This is a genomic window from Paenibacillus sp. JT22N7 (assembly GCF_059383875.1).
Window position 1 is genome coordinate 112,056 of the sequence record NZ_JBXENY010000015.1, and the last position, 15,558, is coordinate 127,613.

The 15,558-nt window shown below is 46.4% G+C and carries 12 protein-coding genes; 1 reads left to right on the forward strand and 11 read right to left on the reverse strand.

Annotation, left to right across the window (positions count from 1 at the left end; all coding sequences use genetic code 11):
* Positions 1-178: 178 nt before the first annotated feature.
* From AC50Y5_RS30155 to AC50Y5_RS30170, 4 genes are all read right to left on the reverse strand, one after another.
* Positions 179-592, reverse strand: a complete 414-nt coding sequence (locus AC50Y5_RS30155; RefSeq protein WP_056038829.1) for a LysM peptidoglycan-binding domain-containing protein — start codon at positions 590-592, stop codon at positions 179-181.
* A gap of 98 nt (positions 593-690) precedes the next feature.
* The gene (locus AC50Y5_RS30160; RefSeq protein WP_494865177.1) at positions 691-2,610 is read right to left on the reverse strand and encodes an ABC-F family ATP-binding cassette domain-containing protein; all 1,920 of its coding nucleotides are present in this window, start codon (positions 2,608-2,610) and stop codon (positions 691-693) included.
* A gap of 301 nt (positions 2,611-2,911) precedes the next feature.
* Positions 2,912-3,055, reverse strand: coding sequence for an RAxF-45 family protein (locus AC50Y5_RS30165; RefSeq protein ID WP_200931651.1), 144 nt, complete (start codon positions 3,053-3,055; stop codon positions 2,912-2,914).
* Between the two features lie 83 nt (positions 3,056-3,138).
* On the reverse strand, positions 3,139-3,879 hold the full coding sequence (locus tag AC50Y5_RS30170) for a Fic family protein (RefSeq protein ID WP_494865180.1): 741 nt from the start codon (positions 3,877-3,879) through the stop codon (positions 3,139-3,141).
* Between the two features lie 244 nt (positions 3,880-4,123).
* Here AC50Y5_RS30170 and AC50Y5_RS30175 point away from each other — a divergent pair, with 244 nt between their 5' ends.
* Positions 4,124-5,239: an acyltransferase family protein gene (locus tag AC50Y5_RS30175; protein ID WP_494865182.1), complete on the forward strand. Its 1,116-nt coding sequence runs from the start codon at positions 4,124-4,126 to the stop codon at positions 5,237-5,239.
* A gap of 154 nt (positions 5,240-5,393) precedes the next feature.
* On the opposite strand, the gene AC50Y5_RS30180 is transcribed toward AC50Y5_RS30175, so the two are convergent.
* From AC50Y5_RS30180 to AC50Y5_RS30210, 7 genes are all read right to left on the reverse strand, one after another.
* Entirely contained in the window at positions 5,394-5,567 is a 174-nt protein-coding gene (locus tag AC50Y5_RS30180) for a hypothetical protein (protein WP_494865184.1), read from the reverse strand.
* 219 nt (positions 5,568-5,786) lie between these two features.
* Entirely contained in the window at positions 5,787-6,998 is a 1,212-nt protein-coding gene (locus AC50Y5_RS30185; protein WP_056038839.1) for a flagellin N-terminal helical domain-containing protein, read from the reverse strand.
* A gap of 245 nt (positions 6,999-7,243) precedes the next feature.
* Positions 7,244-8,848, reverse strand: a complete 1,605-nt coding sequence (locus AC50Y5_RS30190) for an extracellular solute-binding protein (RefSeq protein ID WP_494865187.1) — start codon at positions 8,846-8,848, stop codon at positions 7,244-7,246.
* A gap of 33 nt (positions 8,849-8,881) precedes the next feature.
* On the reverse strand, positions 8,882-11,182 hold the full coding sequence (locus AC50Y5_RS30195; protein ID WP_056038845.1) for an AraC family transcriptional regulator: 2,301 nt from the start codon (positions 11,180-11,182) through the stop codon (positions 8,882-8,884).
* Between the two features lie 316 nt (positions 11,183-11,498).
* Positions 11,499-12,287: a Nif3-like dinuclear metal center hexameric protein gene (locus AC50Y5_RS30200; RefSeq protein WP_494865189.1), complete on the reverse strand. Its 789-nt coding sequence runs from the start codon at positions 12,285-12,287 to the stop codon at positions 11,499-11,501.
* Between the two features lie 45 nt (positions 12,288-12,332).
* A complete protein-coding gene (locus AC50Y5_RS30205) occupies positions 12,333-13,421 on the reverse strand; it encodes an NAD(P)-dependent alcohol dehydrogenase (protein ID WP_494865193.1) in 1,089 nt (362 codons plus the stop codon).
* A 32-nt stretch (positions 13,422-13,453) separates the two neighbouring features.
* Positions 13,454-15,535, reverse strand: coding sequence for an alpha-glucuronidase family glycosyl hydrolase (locus tag AC50Y5_RS30210; protein WP_494865197.1), 2,082 nt, complete (start codon positions 15,533-15,535; stop codon positions 13,454-13,456).
* Positions 15,536-15,558: the final 23 nt, after the last annotated feature.

The following is a 15,558-nucleotide window of genomic DNA, read 5'->3' on the forward strand; positions in this document are numbered from 1 at the left end:
TTACTATTAATTTAGTTTATTCTATTAGCTATTTTACACCAATTCCTTGAATAATAACACTATATGTAAGCATAGCTTTTCAAAAATCACAATGTTTATCACTTGAATATTTACAGATAAAAGAAATAAGCCGCCAGATCACAGCGATCGGCGGCTTATTGTTATTTTCAAGTAAAGATTAGGAATGCTGCCCGGGATACATCATGGGCTGAGTTTGCTGGCCGCCAACCGCCGTCTCCGAATATGTCTTTTGACACATCATATTAGAAATTCGCGGAATGTATACCATTTCCCCTGCTTTTAATTGAGCCGGGTTCACATGGGGATTGGCTTCCTCCATGATCGCATGAGGAACGTTGTATTTATGACAAACTGCCGCTAGCGTCTCCCCATGCTGGGCTTGGTGCTGAGCGTATATCATGTCGTCCGAGTTGCCTTCTCTGAAGAAAGGGAACAAAAATGGTGAAAAGAAGAAAAATGGGAACAAGAAACGGTTAGGGAAAAAAGGATGAGGGAACGGACGAAAGAAAGGACGGCCGAACCCACCACCAAAGCCACCACCAGGAACAAATGCACGATCTGTACGATCCATAACAAAACCTCCGTTTTTTTATATAGTCATTCGTCTATATAGAGTATTGTTTTGGGCGCCATTGGTGACAACTTTTTTGAAAATTTTCCAAATATGCACTAGCTCGACAGCTCCAGCCACTGCTCCAAACGCTGATCCAGCCTCGTTTGCAGCTCTTCCCGTTCCCTCCATTGCTTCTCAAGATTTTCCGTGTCGCCCATGCGATCCAATCGTTCCAGCTCGGCATCAGCTATTGCAATTTCGGCTTCAAGCTTAGCTATCTCCTGCTCCATATGCTCCAGTTTGCTTTCAGCAGGTGCCGGACTTCCATTTGAGCGTGGCTTTTCTATACCTGCACCTTTAGCTGTTCTCGCCTCTCCTTTGGCGGATGAATTTGCTTGAGCAAGCCGTTCCTCCCGCTTCGCCTTAAAATCATCATAGTTGCCCAGATAAGTGGCGACCTTTCCTTGTGCCAGCTCCCATACCCGCTTAGCCAAACGATTGATGAAATAGCGGTCATGCGAGATCGCAAGCACCGTGCCGGGGAAATCCTCCAGCGCCTCCTCCAATGCTTCGCGCGATGCGACATCCAGGTGGTTAGTTGGCTCATCAAGCAGCAGTAAATTTGGCTTGCGTCTTACAAGCAGCGCAAGCCGCAGCCGTGACCACTCTCCGCCAGATAGCGCTGCGAGCGGCTTAAATACATCCGCCCCATAAAATAAATATTTAGCAAGCACATTCCGTGCTTCGCCTTCCTCCAAGCCTCCCTCCAGCCGGAAATGCTCCAGTACCGTTTGCTTATTGCCCTTTAACGGCTCCTGCTGCGCCAAATATCCGATTTCCAATCGCGTTCCCTGCGCCACTTGCCCGCTATCCGCTTCCATCACCCCGAGCAGCAGCTTAAACAGCGTCGTTTTCCCGGAGCCGTTATCGCCTAGCAGCACGACTTTCTCGCCATATAGCAAGCCGCCCTCTGCCTCCCGTAAAATGACTCGTTCCCCGAACTGTTTCGTCAAACCTTCAAACGAAATGACGTTGCGTCCAGAACGGTCAAGCGGCGACAGCTCGAACTCCGCTGTATTCCGCTCCAAAACCGGGCGCTTCACCGTTTCTAATCGCTCTAACGCCTTGCGGATCGACGCCGCACGCTTGAAAAACTTCCCGTTGTCGCCGATGCGGCCCCATTCTTCCAGTTGGCGAATCGTTTCTTTCATTTTTCGAATGACTTTCTGCTGCTCTTGGAACTGGGCAAATTGCTGGAGCAGCCGTTCCTCCTTCTCTTTCAGATAACCGCTATAGTTGCAGTGATAGGTGTGGGCTTCGCCATCCTCCAGTTCAATCATTTTTGTGCCGACGGTATCGAGAAAATAACGGTCATGCGATACGATAACACAAGCGCCTTCATAGTGCTGAATAAACTGCTCCAGCCATTCAATCCCTTTGAGATCAAGATGGTTCGTCGGCTCATCCAGCAGCAGCAAATCCGGACGGACGACGAGCTGTGAAGCTAGAACGATGCGGGTTTTCTCGCCGCCCGACAAGCTGCTGAAGCTCCGCTGATCGTAGCTGCGGTCAATGCGCAGGCCGCTGGCAACCTGATCAATCGCCGTATCCATGTCGTAGCCGCCGCCCTGCTCGAATTTTTCCTGCGCAAGGGCGTATAGTTTCAATAGCCTCGCCATTTTTACAGCATCATTTGCCGCTTCTTCCCCCGCCATCTCGCGTTCCAGCTCCGACATTTCCTGCCTGCAGGCCATCAGCTCTCGAAATCCGTAGGCCATTACCTCATATACAGTAAGTGATTCGAACGCAGCAGGAATTTGCGGCAAGTAGCCGATTTGCAAATCCCTCTTTACAGTCAGCATCCCATCGTCAACCTGTTCATGTCCGGCAATCAGCCGGAGAAGCGTCGATTTGCCACAGCCATTGCGGCCTATGAGCCCTACTTTCTCTCCCTCCTGAAGCTGAAGCGTTACGCCATCCAGCACCAGATTTGCCGCGTGGTATTTTTTTATTTGTTGTACATTTACAATAATCATTTGAAGAGCCTCCTATTTGATGAGGAAGACCCTAGCTTGAAAACACAAGCAAAAACGACTTCGTCGTCCTTCTAGGACGAGCGAAGAGCTTTGTCGGAGAATTCTAAGTGAATATAAGGATAAAACTTATAAATGCTTAGAATTCAAGGTGAAACGGCTGTCGCCGTCCTCTGGCGGCGCAGCGCGTTTCATTCCGAAAAATATAGAGAAAGGATAGAAACATCATATACTTTCCTATAATTCAAAAAGAGCCGCAGCAACAAGCCCGCGACCCTTCGAATGGCAAAGCAATCCGTTGTGGTTAAGGTAGGCGTCTTCTCGCGAATGGTATATCCGTATCGTTAAAAATGGACAGACTGATCCCGTTCGCGGAAAATGCATGAACAATGCCAGCCATAGCAATCGGCAGCTGGCTAATACGGTTATTGACCAATTCGTGATTCACCTACCTCACCTCCCTTTATGTTAGTGTTTTTACTTTATCATAGATTGTGGTGCTGTGGCAATTTCAAAAATAGATGAAAACATTTATTTCACCGCAGAAATGTATGTTCGTAAACTCTCCTCTACACAATCAGCGATTAAGGCGATGAAGGGCTCCAACTGGTCATTGCTGCTGGCTTCTTCCAACGTCTCATAATATTTCAACCTTGCATCTGCGGCTGCTTTTACAATGGCAGGAGGAAATCCATGCTGCATTAAAACCAAATTCATCAATAAACGAGCCGTACGCCCGTTGCCATCTGCAAACGGATGGATAAAAACGAACTGAAAATGGAGCCTGGCTGCTAATTCAACAGGATGCAGACGGTTATGCTGCTCTTGATACCAATGCAGCAAACTTTCCATTTTTTCAGGTACAAATACATAAGTCGGTGGTATGTGCTGCGATCCAGATATTCGAACATTAATGAAGCGGTAACGTCCTGCATTCTCGTCGTCAATATTTTTCAATACTAAATGATGAATAGATTTAATTACTGATTCCGTTATAGTCATATTACGATGCACGATGTCTTGTACATAACTAATCGCTTCAGAATGATTAATGACTTCGAAATGCTCTCTAAGCTTTTTACCGCCAATGGTTAGACCTTCCTCCAGCACCAGCTTTGTTTCCAAGAGCGTTAACGTATTTCCCTCGATTGCATTTGAGTTGTAGGTCCACTCTACTCGGTAAACCTCCTCTAAATTCCGGACGGCCGCGGAGGGTAAGGGTCTTAGACTGTCGAGCTCTTGCTTTAATTCATTGATTTGTTGGAAATCCATCCTCTCACTCCTTTGAATAAACATAACCGTTATACCAAATTGATTTGAAAAAGCACCCTCTTTTCCATACGGCTAAATATATCCATACTATATCTGATTTGGATAGGGGTTTCAATTAACAAGGCCTAGCGCGGATACTAGTAAACATTCATCTTCAGCAAAAAAATACGCAATTCCCCGCCAAAATTCACATTGAAACTTCCTTTTTCAAGTGATACAATTTGTATCAAATAAAGAGGAGTGGGTGAGTCCGATTAAAAAGGAATTAGTTAATGAAATTTATTGGCTGCGAGCAATTGCCTGTTTATTTGTCATTTTAAACCACGCTTTGGGCAATAATTTGGCGTTGTATTTCAGCGGGCAGGAAGGGATCGCCTTCTATTTGCTCAAAATTTTTCAAATGGCCATTTTATTTGGCACCGGGACATTTGTATTTATATCTGAATTTCTGAATGCCAAAACGTATCATGGCAAACCGCCACAAGGCTTTTTTCAAAAAAGGGCGCTCTTTTTGCTTATTCCGTTTCTGTTCATGAGCTTCATTTTTGCTATTTTTGATACGGCTCAAAATGGTGCCTTTACGTTTGCCTCCTATTCCATCGAAGCGGTCAAAAATATTTTTCTAGGCGATTTCGTGCTTTGGTTCATCCTATTGCTATTCCAAATTCATATTCTCCACTTTCTCTTTAATCGATATGCCAGCAAGCTTAAACCGCTAACGGTTATACTCGCTTCATTTGTGCTGAACTTCGGTTATTTAGCTTATTTCAGCGCGACATCAGCCCCAGGCTCATCCGCTGTCACTACATACATTTGGGAAAGAGGCTACTGGCTGCTCGCCGTCGGCTGGATTTTTTATTTTACCTTGGCCTATTATGCTGGAAGGCATTTTGAACAGGTGAAGCAATATATTAGCAGACAAGGCGTCTGGCTGTTTGCGATCATCCCCGTCTGCTTCATTGCCGTGATGGGCTTTCAGCAGCAAGGCATTTTCACCATTATATCCTCGAAACGCCCCGATATGATGCTTTATACGATCGCCATGATTGGGCTGATCCTCTATCTATCAGGTAAAACCCGCTCCGTGCCGAGATTCATTATGCTCATCAGTAAATATTCGTTCAGCCTCTACTTATTGCACATGATCGTCATGAAGCTGCTGCTCCAGTTTTTGCCGAAAACAAATTTCGCCGTTTCGTTTGTTGTTTGTTATGTGGGGAGCATTGCCGTCAGCCTAGTTATCGCCAACCTGCTCAATCGTTTCTCATTCGGAAAATATTTAGTCGGCAACTTGTTGAAGACGCCAAAGCAAGGTGCTTCGGCGAAGCCGGCGCTGCAAGTGGGAGAACGTGCAGTTTAATCTTTCAAATAAAAGCCCCAACTACCAGAAAAAACATCTGGCGGTTAGGGCTTTATCTGCTGTGAACTGCTTTTAATAAGAAGAACCATTATTTGTCGATTTCCACTCCAATTCCGGAGTTTGCTGCTTTAGCTCTTACAGTTCATTCAACCGTTCAATGGTTATAAACTTGAAACCAACGGATTTGATGAAAGGTCGCCTGATTGCCATTTTGATTTTGTAAAATATCCGCATCTCGCTTGGGGGCGTAAGCCCTCGTTATATAAATGAAATGCGTGCGGCAGCCATCAGCCTCATAATTGCGCAAATGATCTGCATAACGCTTCAACTGCTGATCTCTCTCGCCGTGCCTAGCTTATTTTCGATAAAAATAATATGAGTTTGTTTGCCCTCTCCAAAACGTACCATCATGTCATGCCTGCTATCGGCTACATGGTCGATCTGCTTGCCATATGTTTTCTGAGTAGTGATTTCATGAATATTCTCCTGCAAAGGTTATTTCAATCATCTGTCAATAATATCAAGCAATTTTTATCTTCAATGTCGTTCAACTAAGTAGCTTTAATATATTTTGCGGAATCATCTTCGCTTGTACAAGCATAGCCTGACCTGCATCAGTCAAAATTCGAGATTTTGCAAGTTCCATTATTTCTCTTGCCATATCCGAATCTCTAATTCTTGACTCCGAAGCGGATAGGTTTTCCCCATAGTTAAGAATATTGCTTCCCGTATGTTCAAGACGGTTTTGATAAGCTCCAAGCTTGGCTCGTTCAGAGGATACTGTATTAATAGCATTTTTTATAGGAACAATAGCATTAGAAGCTCCTAAATGGGATGAGATATTTAAACCAGCCACCCCTATTGCAGATCCATTTACGTTTGGCATGCCTATATTCAAGTTCTCACCAGCAGCAGTGCCCGTCTGAATGGATATTCCACTTTCCCCACTAAGTGTTAGTGTTGCTGGGCTTCCCGTCAGGAGATCGGCTGGAATGCCTGCCGAGGATGATATAGTGATTTCTTTATCTGTTAGCAGAATTACGGTCGTACCCGAAATGTATAAACTTGTATTTTGTACTGATTCTTGCTCCGATGGAAAACCAATATTCCGGGCTTTTAAATTAGTATACTTACTCAACAAATTACTTAATGTTTCATTTATATTTACCCCAATTGGAACATCAACCCACGTATTATTTATATTATTGGGACTAACAAATTCAAAATCTGCAGCTAACATTAAGGTAAGATCACGTATGCCAATCCTATCCTCATCATTGGGATTTCCAGTAAAATTCCATTTCGCAATGTAGTTTGCTGAAAAAGTACGGTCACCAGATGCCTCTCCATTCAAAAGCTTGATTCCATTGAAATTAGTATGTTCAGCAATATTATCAATCTCAGCCTGCAGCTGGTTGAACTCATTCTGACTATTTTTTCTATCAGTGTCGCTATAAGTACCATTTGCTGTTTGCACAGCTAATTCATTCATACGCTGCAGAATAGCATGGATTTCCTGCATAGCGCCTTCAGCAGTTTGAATAAGTGAAATTCCATCTTGTATATTTCTTGATGCTTGCTGTAAACCACGTATCTGCCCACGCATTTTCTCTGATATTGACATCCCCGCTGCATCATCTGCCGCCCTATTAATATTAAGCCCAGATGAAAGTTTTTCCATAGACTTCGTTCTCTTATCATTGTTAATAGTTAAACTTCGATTTGCATTCACAGCCATTAAATTCGATCTTATATACATTTCACTTTACCTCTCGCTAGGGAAATAACTCCATCTTTATATCATTATCGGCATGTACCTCCAAAAAAATAATGTTTATTATAAATTTAAAATTAGATAACCAATCTAAAATCTCTTTCTATGAATTTCATAGTTAAACATTAGAAATATGTTTTCAATGGTTATACAAATATAATTTTACAATTCCTTATAGTTTGCGAGCCGTTAATGGCATTACATATGAGGGGCTCGTGTATCGTATCGCTTTAACGTTGCAAATAACGTTCATAGGCAGCTTGCTGAATTTCCAGCGCTCTTTCAATGCCCAGCTCCTTCATTTGCTGAACATATTTATCGTAGTTGTCGGCAGACTCATTGCCTAATATAATTTTCAGCTCCGCTTCTTTAACCAATGCGTTAATATCGTTCATAATGCTGCTCATTTCATCCGCTTCCTCAGCCGTTGGCGTCACTGGCGGCAGCAGGTGGCTCTCGTGATTCGTGTTTTTCCAGATGCCCAGCGCTTCCGTCGTCTGCTCATATTTCGCTGGTAAATTATTATCCTGCTGAATCATAGGAAAGTTGGTGCCATGTGAATATTGCAGCATCACTTGGTCGCTGCCTAGTCCATTCGGGTTGTTGACGACCAAATCCGTATAGACTGGCTTGCCGTTGCCGAGTTTATACGTGACCCCTTCCAGACCATAGGTGTTCAGCATGCTTCCTTCAGTGGAATAGGCGTAATCCAGCCAACGGATGGCTGCTTCTACATTTTCAGCAGTAGCGGAAATCGCTGCGGAGCTTGTCCCTGCATATGCATTGTCCAACTGACCGAACTCTGGAAGCTCGCCTTTTACCGCTGCTGGGTAAGGGACGGCCACGAAGTTCGCCTTCGGATCGGTTTCCTGAGCTGCAGCATTGTATTTTTCAATGTAAAACTGCCAGCCAATCGTTGCGCCGCTGCTGCCGGAGGACATTTTTTTATCAACAGTTGCCGCATCGATGGAAGCAAAGTCCTTGTCAATTAGCCCCTCCTTGTACCACTGGCTCATCGCTCTTAAATATTCTTTATATTGCGGCTCGACATAGCCGTACGTCACTTTTCCATCAATGACATAGAAATTGCCCATTACGCCAAACGCGCCGGCAAAACCACTCGTACGCTCGCCCAAAAACATCGTCCGGAACGTGACTGGTGAGCTGGCGTTTTTCTTCTCTTTAAACGCTGTTAATACGGTATGCCATTCCTCAATCGTTTCGGGAATGTCCAAATTCAGCTCGTCGAGCCAATCTTTACGGATAATAGGTCCGCCATATACACGGCCAGCATCTGAACGAATGAACGGGAAAGCATAATACGTGCCGTCATCCGTTTTGATCATTTTGTCGATGTCGGGATTTTCCTGAAGCACTTTCTTTAAATTCGGCGCATACTGGTCAATTAAATCATTCAGCTTTAATATATACCCCTGCTCCACAGCCCGATCTGGCCCGCCGGGATATTGAAGCCACGTATTTAGAAAAATATCAGGAAGCTCTCCCGAGGCGAGCAGCAGGCTGAACTTTTGATCCGTCATCGGCGTTCCACCCAAATGCCTGATTTTAACACCGGTCCGCTGCTCGTATTCTTCATCAATCGGCATCACTTCTGGCGTACTGCCAAGCTGCTCATCCATAAAAGAAAGCTCGACATTGCCCTGCATAGGATAAGAAAACACGCCTCCTGTTTGATTATTGACATTAGTATTAACAATGCCTTCCATATTGCTGTTTGAATTCGAATGACTGCAGCCAGCAGCCAGCATAATGAAACTCAGTAGAAAAAGGACAGGCTTGCCCACCGTTTTTTTGCTGAACCCTTTTGCCAACATCAAGACCTCCGTTTGCATGCATATATGTGTGTTTTAGCTCCGCTCAACTTGTAGATTCTTATATTTGCCCGGTGTAATCCCCTCATACTTCTTGAATACTCGAATGAAGGCACTGCTGCTGGAGAAGCCCGTTTTTGATGAAGTCTCTTCTATGCTTGCGCCTTGCTGAAGCAGCAACTTCGCCTTAGAAGTGCGCGTTTGACTAATGAAGTCATGCAGGCCGAGCTCCTTCTGCTCTTTAAATAATCGCGATACGTATTGCGGGGTAATGCCGAATTCGGCCCCAATCATCGATACGCTGAGATTAATATCGTCATAGTTTTTCTCTACGTACTCCGCCACCTGTTCTCCAATTCCCGTATTGGACAGCAAGGACAGCTTTTCATTGATTTTGTGGCACACCATTTGTAAAATTTGCAGCAGCTCCTGCCGGAACTCCCCCCTAGTTGTACAGGCGAGCAGACGCTTCATCGGTCGCGATTCTTCCCATATTTGAGCCTGCTGGGCTTCCAGCGGAACAGATTTCATCATGGAGCTTGCCAAATCGATCATCGCGCATTTGAGCATTTCAACGGAGGATTGGCTGCTGAACACCTGATTCAAAATATCATCTACCTTCTCGGTCGCTTTTTCCAGGTCTCCTGTCTTAATGATGTTGATAAAAGCAAGCTCATCATTGATCGACAAATAATATTCAGCTTCCACAGGCTCAATATCTCCATACCAAATCGACACATTTTCTTCTGAAAATAAGCGGTATTCTTGGGCCTCCAGCGCCTGCAAATAAGCATGATGTATGCCCGCTACCCCGACCTCATGCTCGCTCCCGGCCATCACAATTTGCAAGCGGTAGCGCTGATCGGTAAATTCTAGCGTTTTCACCAAAGCCTGCTCCATGTCCTCTTTCCAGACGGAAATGCGATCGGGGTGGATGTTAATAACCGCAGCAAGCATGCCGTCCATATCGGTAAAGCTTAAGCTATGAAACTCCTGAGCCACATCAAGCATAATATTCGTTACGATAAAATGGGATAAATTCATCGACGTCGCGCTTGCTTCGTCTGGCCCAATATCGAAGAGCAGTACGGCAAAATGCTCAGTGCTCCAATTCAAATGGTAACGACCCGCCGCTCCTTGGACGGACAAGCCTTCCTCTGCCTGCCCTTTGAGCAGCCTCGTCAAATAGTAGGCCTGCAGCACCCGAAGCTGCTTGTATTCGCGGCTGCTCATATCATCCCGCTCGCGAATCGTTGCCAGCGCATTTTCCCTAATAAACGAAAACTCGTCTGCTCGCCACATGCTCCGCTCCTGCTTGGCGTAGGAGAATACATTGACCAGCTCGCGAACAGGATTATAATTGCGGCGCGCAACATAATAAATGACGACCCCACCAATTAAAAAACAGACCAGCAAGCCAAGCAAATTCAAATTGCGAATCTCTCTGGCTTTTTCCCAAAAGGTATTCGAAGGGAAAACGCTTACATATTTCCAATCAGACGTATCCGAGGCGATAAAGGAAACCATATTTTCCGTTCCGGCAATAGTCAAAAAGGAAGAATCTGCTTCTTTATTGTCCGTCTCCACCATAGAAAAAATCGGCGGACTATCTATTTTATTATTTTGAAACATAATTTGATTCGCATGATCGACGATATAGACGTCCCCATTGTTGACCCAATCGACATTCGCCAGCATTTTTTGCACGGTGCTGCTATTTAAAGCGATGAATAGTACGCCTCGCGTCGTGTCCTTTTCCTTTATATTCGATAATGGCTTAATTAATAAAACCGTATTTCCGACCCGTTTAAATTGAATAAAAGGCCTCAGCTTCCCCGACTGGATCATCGGTGTAGCCAAAATTTTCTGCCATTCCTGCTCGCTGATGTTAAACTGCTGGCGATTCATCTCATAAAATAAGGCTGAATCCGCGTAGGTCTCGTCTGTAAGTATCGTACCCAGCTTGCCGGAATACAGATAAATCCCTTTTATAAAATTGTTGGCGGATTTATACTTGCTCAGCTCCTGCTGGATTTTAAAAATTTGAAAGGCTTCCTTCTGCTCCGAGTCCGGATTCATATTCAGGAAGGAATTCACGTCATTATGAATAGACAGCAGCATAGCCAGCTTTTCTGCTTGGTTGATTTCACTGTCTACCATATATTTAACCTGTTTGAGCATGGCACCGCTAGCCCGCTGAATTTCATACTCTACTACCTTTTTCGTTTGGGTGTACACGACAGCGCTAACGATTAATGGGATGAGCATTATGATGGCATAGGAAATGATCCACCTAAAAGCAATGCTTTTGCTAAAAACAAACCTCTGCTGTTTCATACTTTGCCTCCGCAGGTTGAACTCTCTTATCGCAAGCGTAAACGGCTTTCGCCACCCTTTGGCGGCAAAGCTTCCGTTTCGCGTAGAAATATAGAGAAGGGATGGGAAAATCATATCCTTTCCTATATTTCAAGCGTAAACGGCTTTCGCCACCCTCTGGCGGCAAAGCTACCGTTTCGCGTAGAAATATAGAGAAAGGATGAGAAAATCATATCCTTTCTCTATATTTTAAAAAACCTGCTCTGCCCTAATAAGAACTTCAATGAAGTCCCCTTAGCAGCAAAGCAGTATTTGAAATCGCTACCTATTGATTGTTTTAGAACACTTGGAATACAGGGGCATCTACCAAAAAACAAACCGGAAGCTTCGGATACTTCTCCGCTAGCATTTCAGCTAAATATTCCATCCCCGGCTCTTCGCTCTCGGCATGGCCAAGCATAATGAGCGCTTTGCTGTGCCCTTGATGCAGCGCATCCCTTATATATTCTGGCGTTTCCCACTCCGGTCCTTCGCCAGCAATAATCAAATCCACATTTTGCTGCTGGAGCAATGGAATTGCTGAGCTTCCGCCGCCTCTATATCCTACCAGAACACCTACGCGTTTGCACGGCATTGTGGGTTCCCCTGCTGCCCGGACATAGGGAATGTGCAGCTTGCTTTTCAAATAATCAGCCACTTCGGCGAGCTGCATAGCGGGTATATCTACAATTGCCTCGGCTGGCTGCGTTTCGGCTGCCATCCAACCGAGCTTGCGCAGCAAACCGATCAAGACAATGTCCGGCTGGTAGCTATGCATATAATCATGGAAGCGAAAAATGCCGACACCTGCTTTTTCAATGAAAGCCGTTTTGGCCTCAACAACAGCGTCGTTGCGCAGCCAATCTCCTGCCTCATGGTGGCTATAAAAAAAGCCCTCGTGCGATACAATTAAATTGGCGCCCAAAGCGAATGCCTGCTCAATAATAGAATGGGTGGCCGAAAAGGCTGTAACGATTCCTTTCACTACGGTATGCTCGTGCCCAAAGCTCAATTGATCAACGGTTGGAACAGGAACCTCTATGCCTGCTTTCAAGTCCTTTATCACTTGCCCAATGGTAATTTTCATCGCGGCCACCTTTCGAGCTGTACATCCGACAGCAGCAGCAGTAGCTTACTCATTCGGATAAACGACTACCTTCAAGCTGCCGCTCTTGTTATGAATAGCCCGTTCAAGTGCCTCCTGCGTCTTGGCGAGCGGATAGCGGTCGGTAATGAGAAAGCTCGCATCTATGGATTCAGATGACAAAAAAGATAGGCCGCTAGGATAGGTATTAGCATAGCGGAAAATACCGTACAAATCAATTTCATTGTCCGCGATAAAGGTAATGCTCAGCGGCGTTTCATCCTGCGGAGGCAGTCCGACGATCGCGAGCTTCCCTCCCCGGCGCAGCGAATATAAAGCTGAACGAAGCGCATGGGGATTGCCGGCTGTTTCCCAAGCCACGTCCACCCCTTTGCCACCGGTCAGAGTCTTCACGACGCTGGCCGGGTTCTCGTTCTTGGCATGAATGGCGTGGGTAGCTCCCATCTTCAAAGCGGCTTCCAAGCGAATTTCCTCCATATCGCTCACAACGATTTGTGCGGCTCCGAAAGCTTTTGCCGCGGCAACCGCCATGAGCCCTACCGGACCCATGCCCATAATCGCTACCGTATCTCCGGGCTGCAGCTTGCTTCTTCTCGCCGCGTGAATGCCCACCGAAAACGGCTCGTTAAGCGCAGCCTCCTCATAAGACAATTGGTCGGGAATCGGAAATACCATATCCTCCCGAACCGCCAAATATTGCACAAAAGCGCCGTCTATCGGCGGAGTTGCCAGAAAGCTCACGTCAAGGCAAAGATTGTAGCGCCCTTCCTTGCAAGCACTGCAATGTCCGCACGTCGTCCCTGGCTCTATAGCGACCCGTGTACCTACCGTGACGGAGCTCACCTTATTCCCGACAGCTGCTATCATTCCTGCACATTCATGTCCGAGAATAAGCGGCTTCTCTACGATAAAGCGGCCTATTCGGCCATGCTCATAATAATGCAGATCCGAGCCGCATATGCCGACAGCCATCACCTTGACTAACACTTCTCTGTCCCCAATTGAAGGGATTGGTAGCTCTTGCAAAACAATTGCACCCGGCTCCGTCATAATGGCCGCTTTCATCGTTTGAGGCAGCTGCTCTCGTTCTAATCCTGCTGCACTCTGCTCACTCATTTGAAAGTCTCCTTCACAGTCGAACATGTAAGTTAATAGATTTTGCGGTGGTGCTCATCTTCTATCCCGCTTTTGCGCAAAAAGTACGTATTGATTTGATCACGCCACTCTTCTGCATGCCGAGCCTGCTCCCGCAAACGCTCTTCAACCTGCGTATACAGCCCTTCCTTCATTCGGCCCTGCAGGGAGCTCCAAGCGGTCAGCAATTGCGCCGCCCGCTCTACCCCTTCAAAGTGGGTATCGTATATATGCTGAATGACGGTTTTTCCAGAATGAAGCACATGGGTATACGGGACATGATGGAAGAACAGCAGCAGCTCATCTGGGCAATGCTCCAGCGAATTATAGATTTCGGCATTCGCGCCCATATATTGCGCGCTGTAGCCGGTTCCGCTCTGCACCGTGCGGTCAACGCCTAATCCTTTGTTGTCTGCAAAATGATACGTTCCCCATGGTGAATATTCATATCCATCGACATTAGGACCGTAATGATGGTTTGGGTTGACCATCCAGCCTATGCCGAGCGGTGCCGTATACGACTCATAAATGCTCCACGAATCCATTAGCAGTCCGCTAACGACATCATGAACGGCGGTATCCAAACTTAGAGCCAACTGTATCCACTCACTCGCTATTTGCTCCGCCGTTAAATCCGGGTTCCATGCCAGCCTGCCATAGCCGTACAAATTAGCTTGAGCCAGCAAATGCCCGCTCCAGTTTGAGTCTGCTCCTACATTAGTGACAGCTGCCATCCCGTTTATCCGGCTGCCCCACATGGAGCCGTCGACAATACGCTTGACTGGAGCCTGTTCGCCGCTCGCATACGTATTGAACTCCAATATTTCCTTCCATTGCGGGACGAGGTAGCACAGATGCCGCTGCTGCCCTGTATACTCCTGCGTAATTTGAAATTCAATCAGCTGATTCGTATGCGCAAGCGCACCAAAGAGCGGAGATACAGGCTCTCTAGCTTGAAAATCAAGCGGGCCATTTTTAATTTGCAGCACAACATTATCGTTGAATCTGCCATCCAGCGGTTTAAAATGGTCATACGCTGCCCGCGCACGATCGGTCGTGCGGTCACGCCAATCCTGCTTGCAATTGTAAACGAAGCATCGCCATATCACGATGCCGCCATGCGGCTCCAGCGCCTGCGCCAGCATATTGGCTCCCTCTGCATGGTCCCGCTCATACGTAAAGGGACCCGGACGATTTTCAGAATCAGCTTTGACCAGAAAACCGCCAAAATCAGGAATGGCTGCGTAAATTTCCGAAGCTTTGCTGTTCCACCAAGCTTGCACACTCTTATCCAGGGGATCAGCCGTCGCAAGCCCGCCGATCTGAATCGGACTCGCGAAATTGATGCTGAGGTACAAGCGAATGCCGTAAATCCGGAAAATATCGGCGAGCTTCGCTACTTGCGGCATATAGGTTGGCGTAATAAACAGCGTCTCCTCCTGATGAACATTAACGTTGTTAATCGCTATCGCATTAATGCCAACCGAAGCCATCATTCTGGCGTAATCGCGCAGCCGCTCCTGATCCTCGGTAAAACGGTTATTTTCATACAAAAAAGAGTTCCCGGCATAGCCGCGCTCAATGCTGCCATCGAAATTATCCCAGTGATTAATCATTCTTAATCCATTTATCGGAGCGCTGACGATATCAAGCTCATCGATTGAAGCGCCCGTGCCTATGAGCCTCAGCAAATGAAACACGCCATAAAGCACGCCTGCCGGCGAGGCAGCGCCGATTGCTAGACAGGAATCAGCATGGCTCGTGCGGATGACAAACCCTTCCGCTCCTGCAGCTTGAATATCTTTTTCGCTAAACAAGCTTTCATAGCGCGCATTCCAGGACGGGAACGTTCCCAGCGCGATATGACGCTGCCCCTGAGTGGGGGCAGCTGATACGGAGTGGCCCAGCATCGCTTCCAGGCCAAGCTTTAGTTCAGCCGCCGCAGCCTGAATCGTTTCCTGCTCTTCATAGACAACGATTGCGCCGCCCCATTGCTTATATTGCTCCAATTGGGTACCAGGCAGCGCCTTATTATAGCTCAGCCAAGCATGATAGCCGCTTTCCTCCGGCTGATGTTTCCTCGCAGTTTCATTCATCCTTTGTTGCACCTCGTTCTATG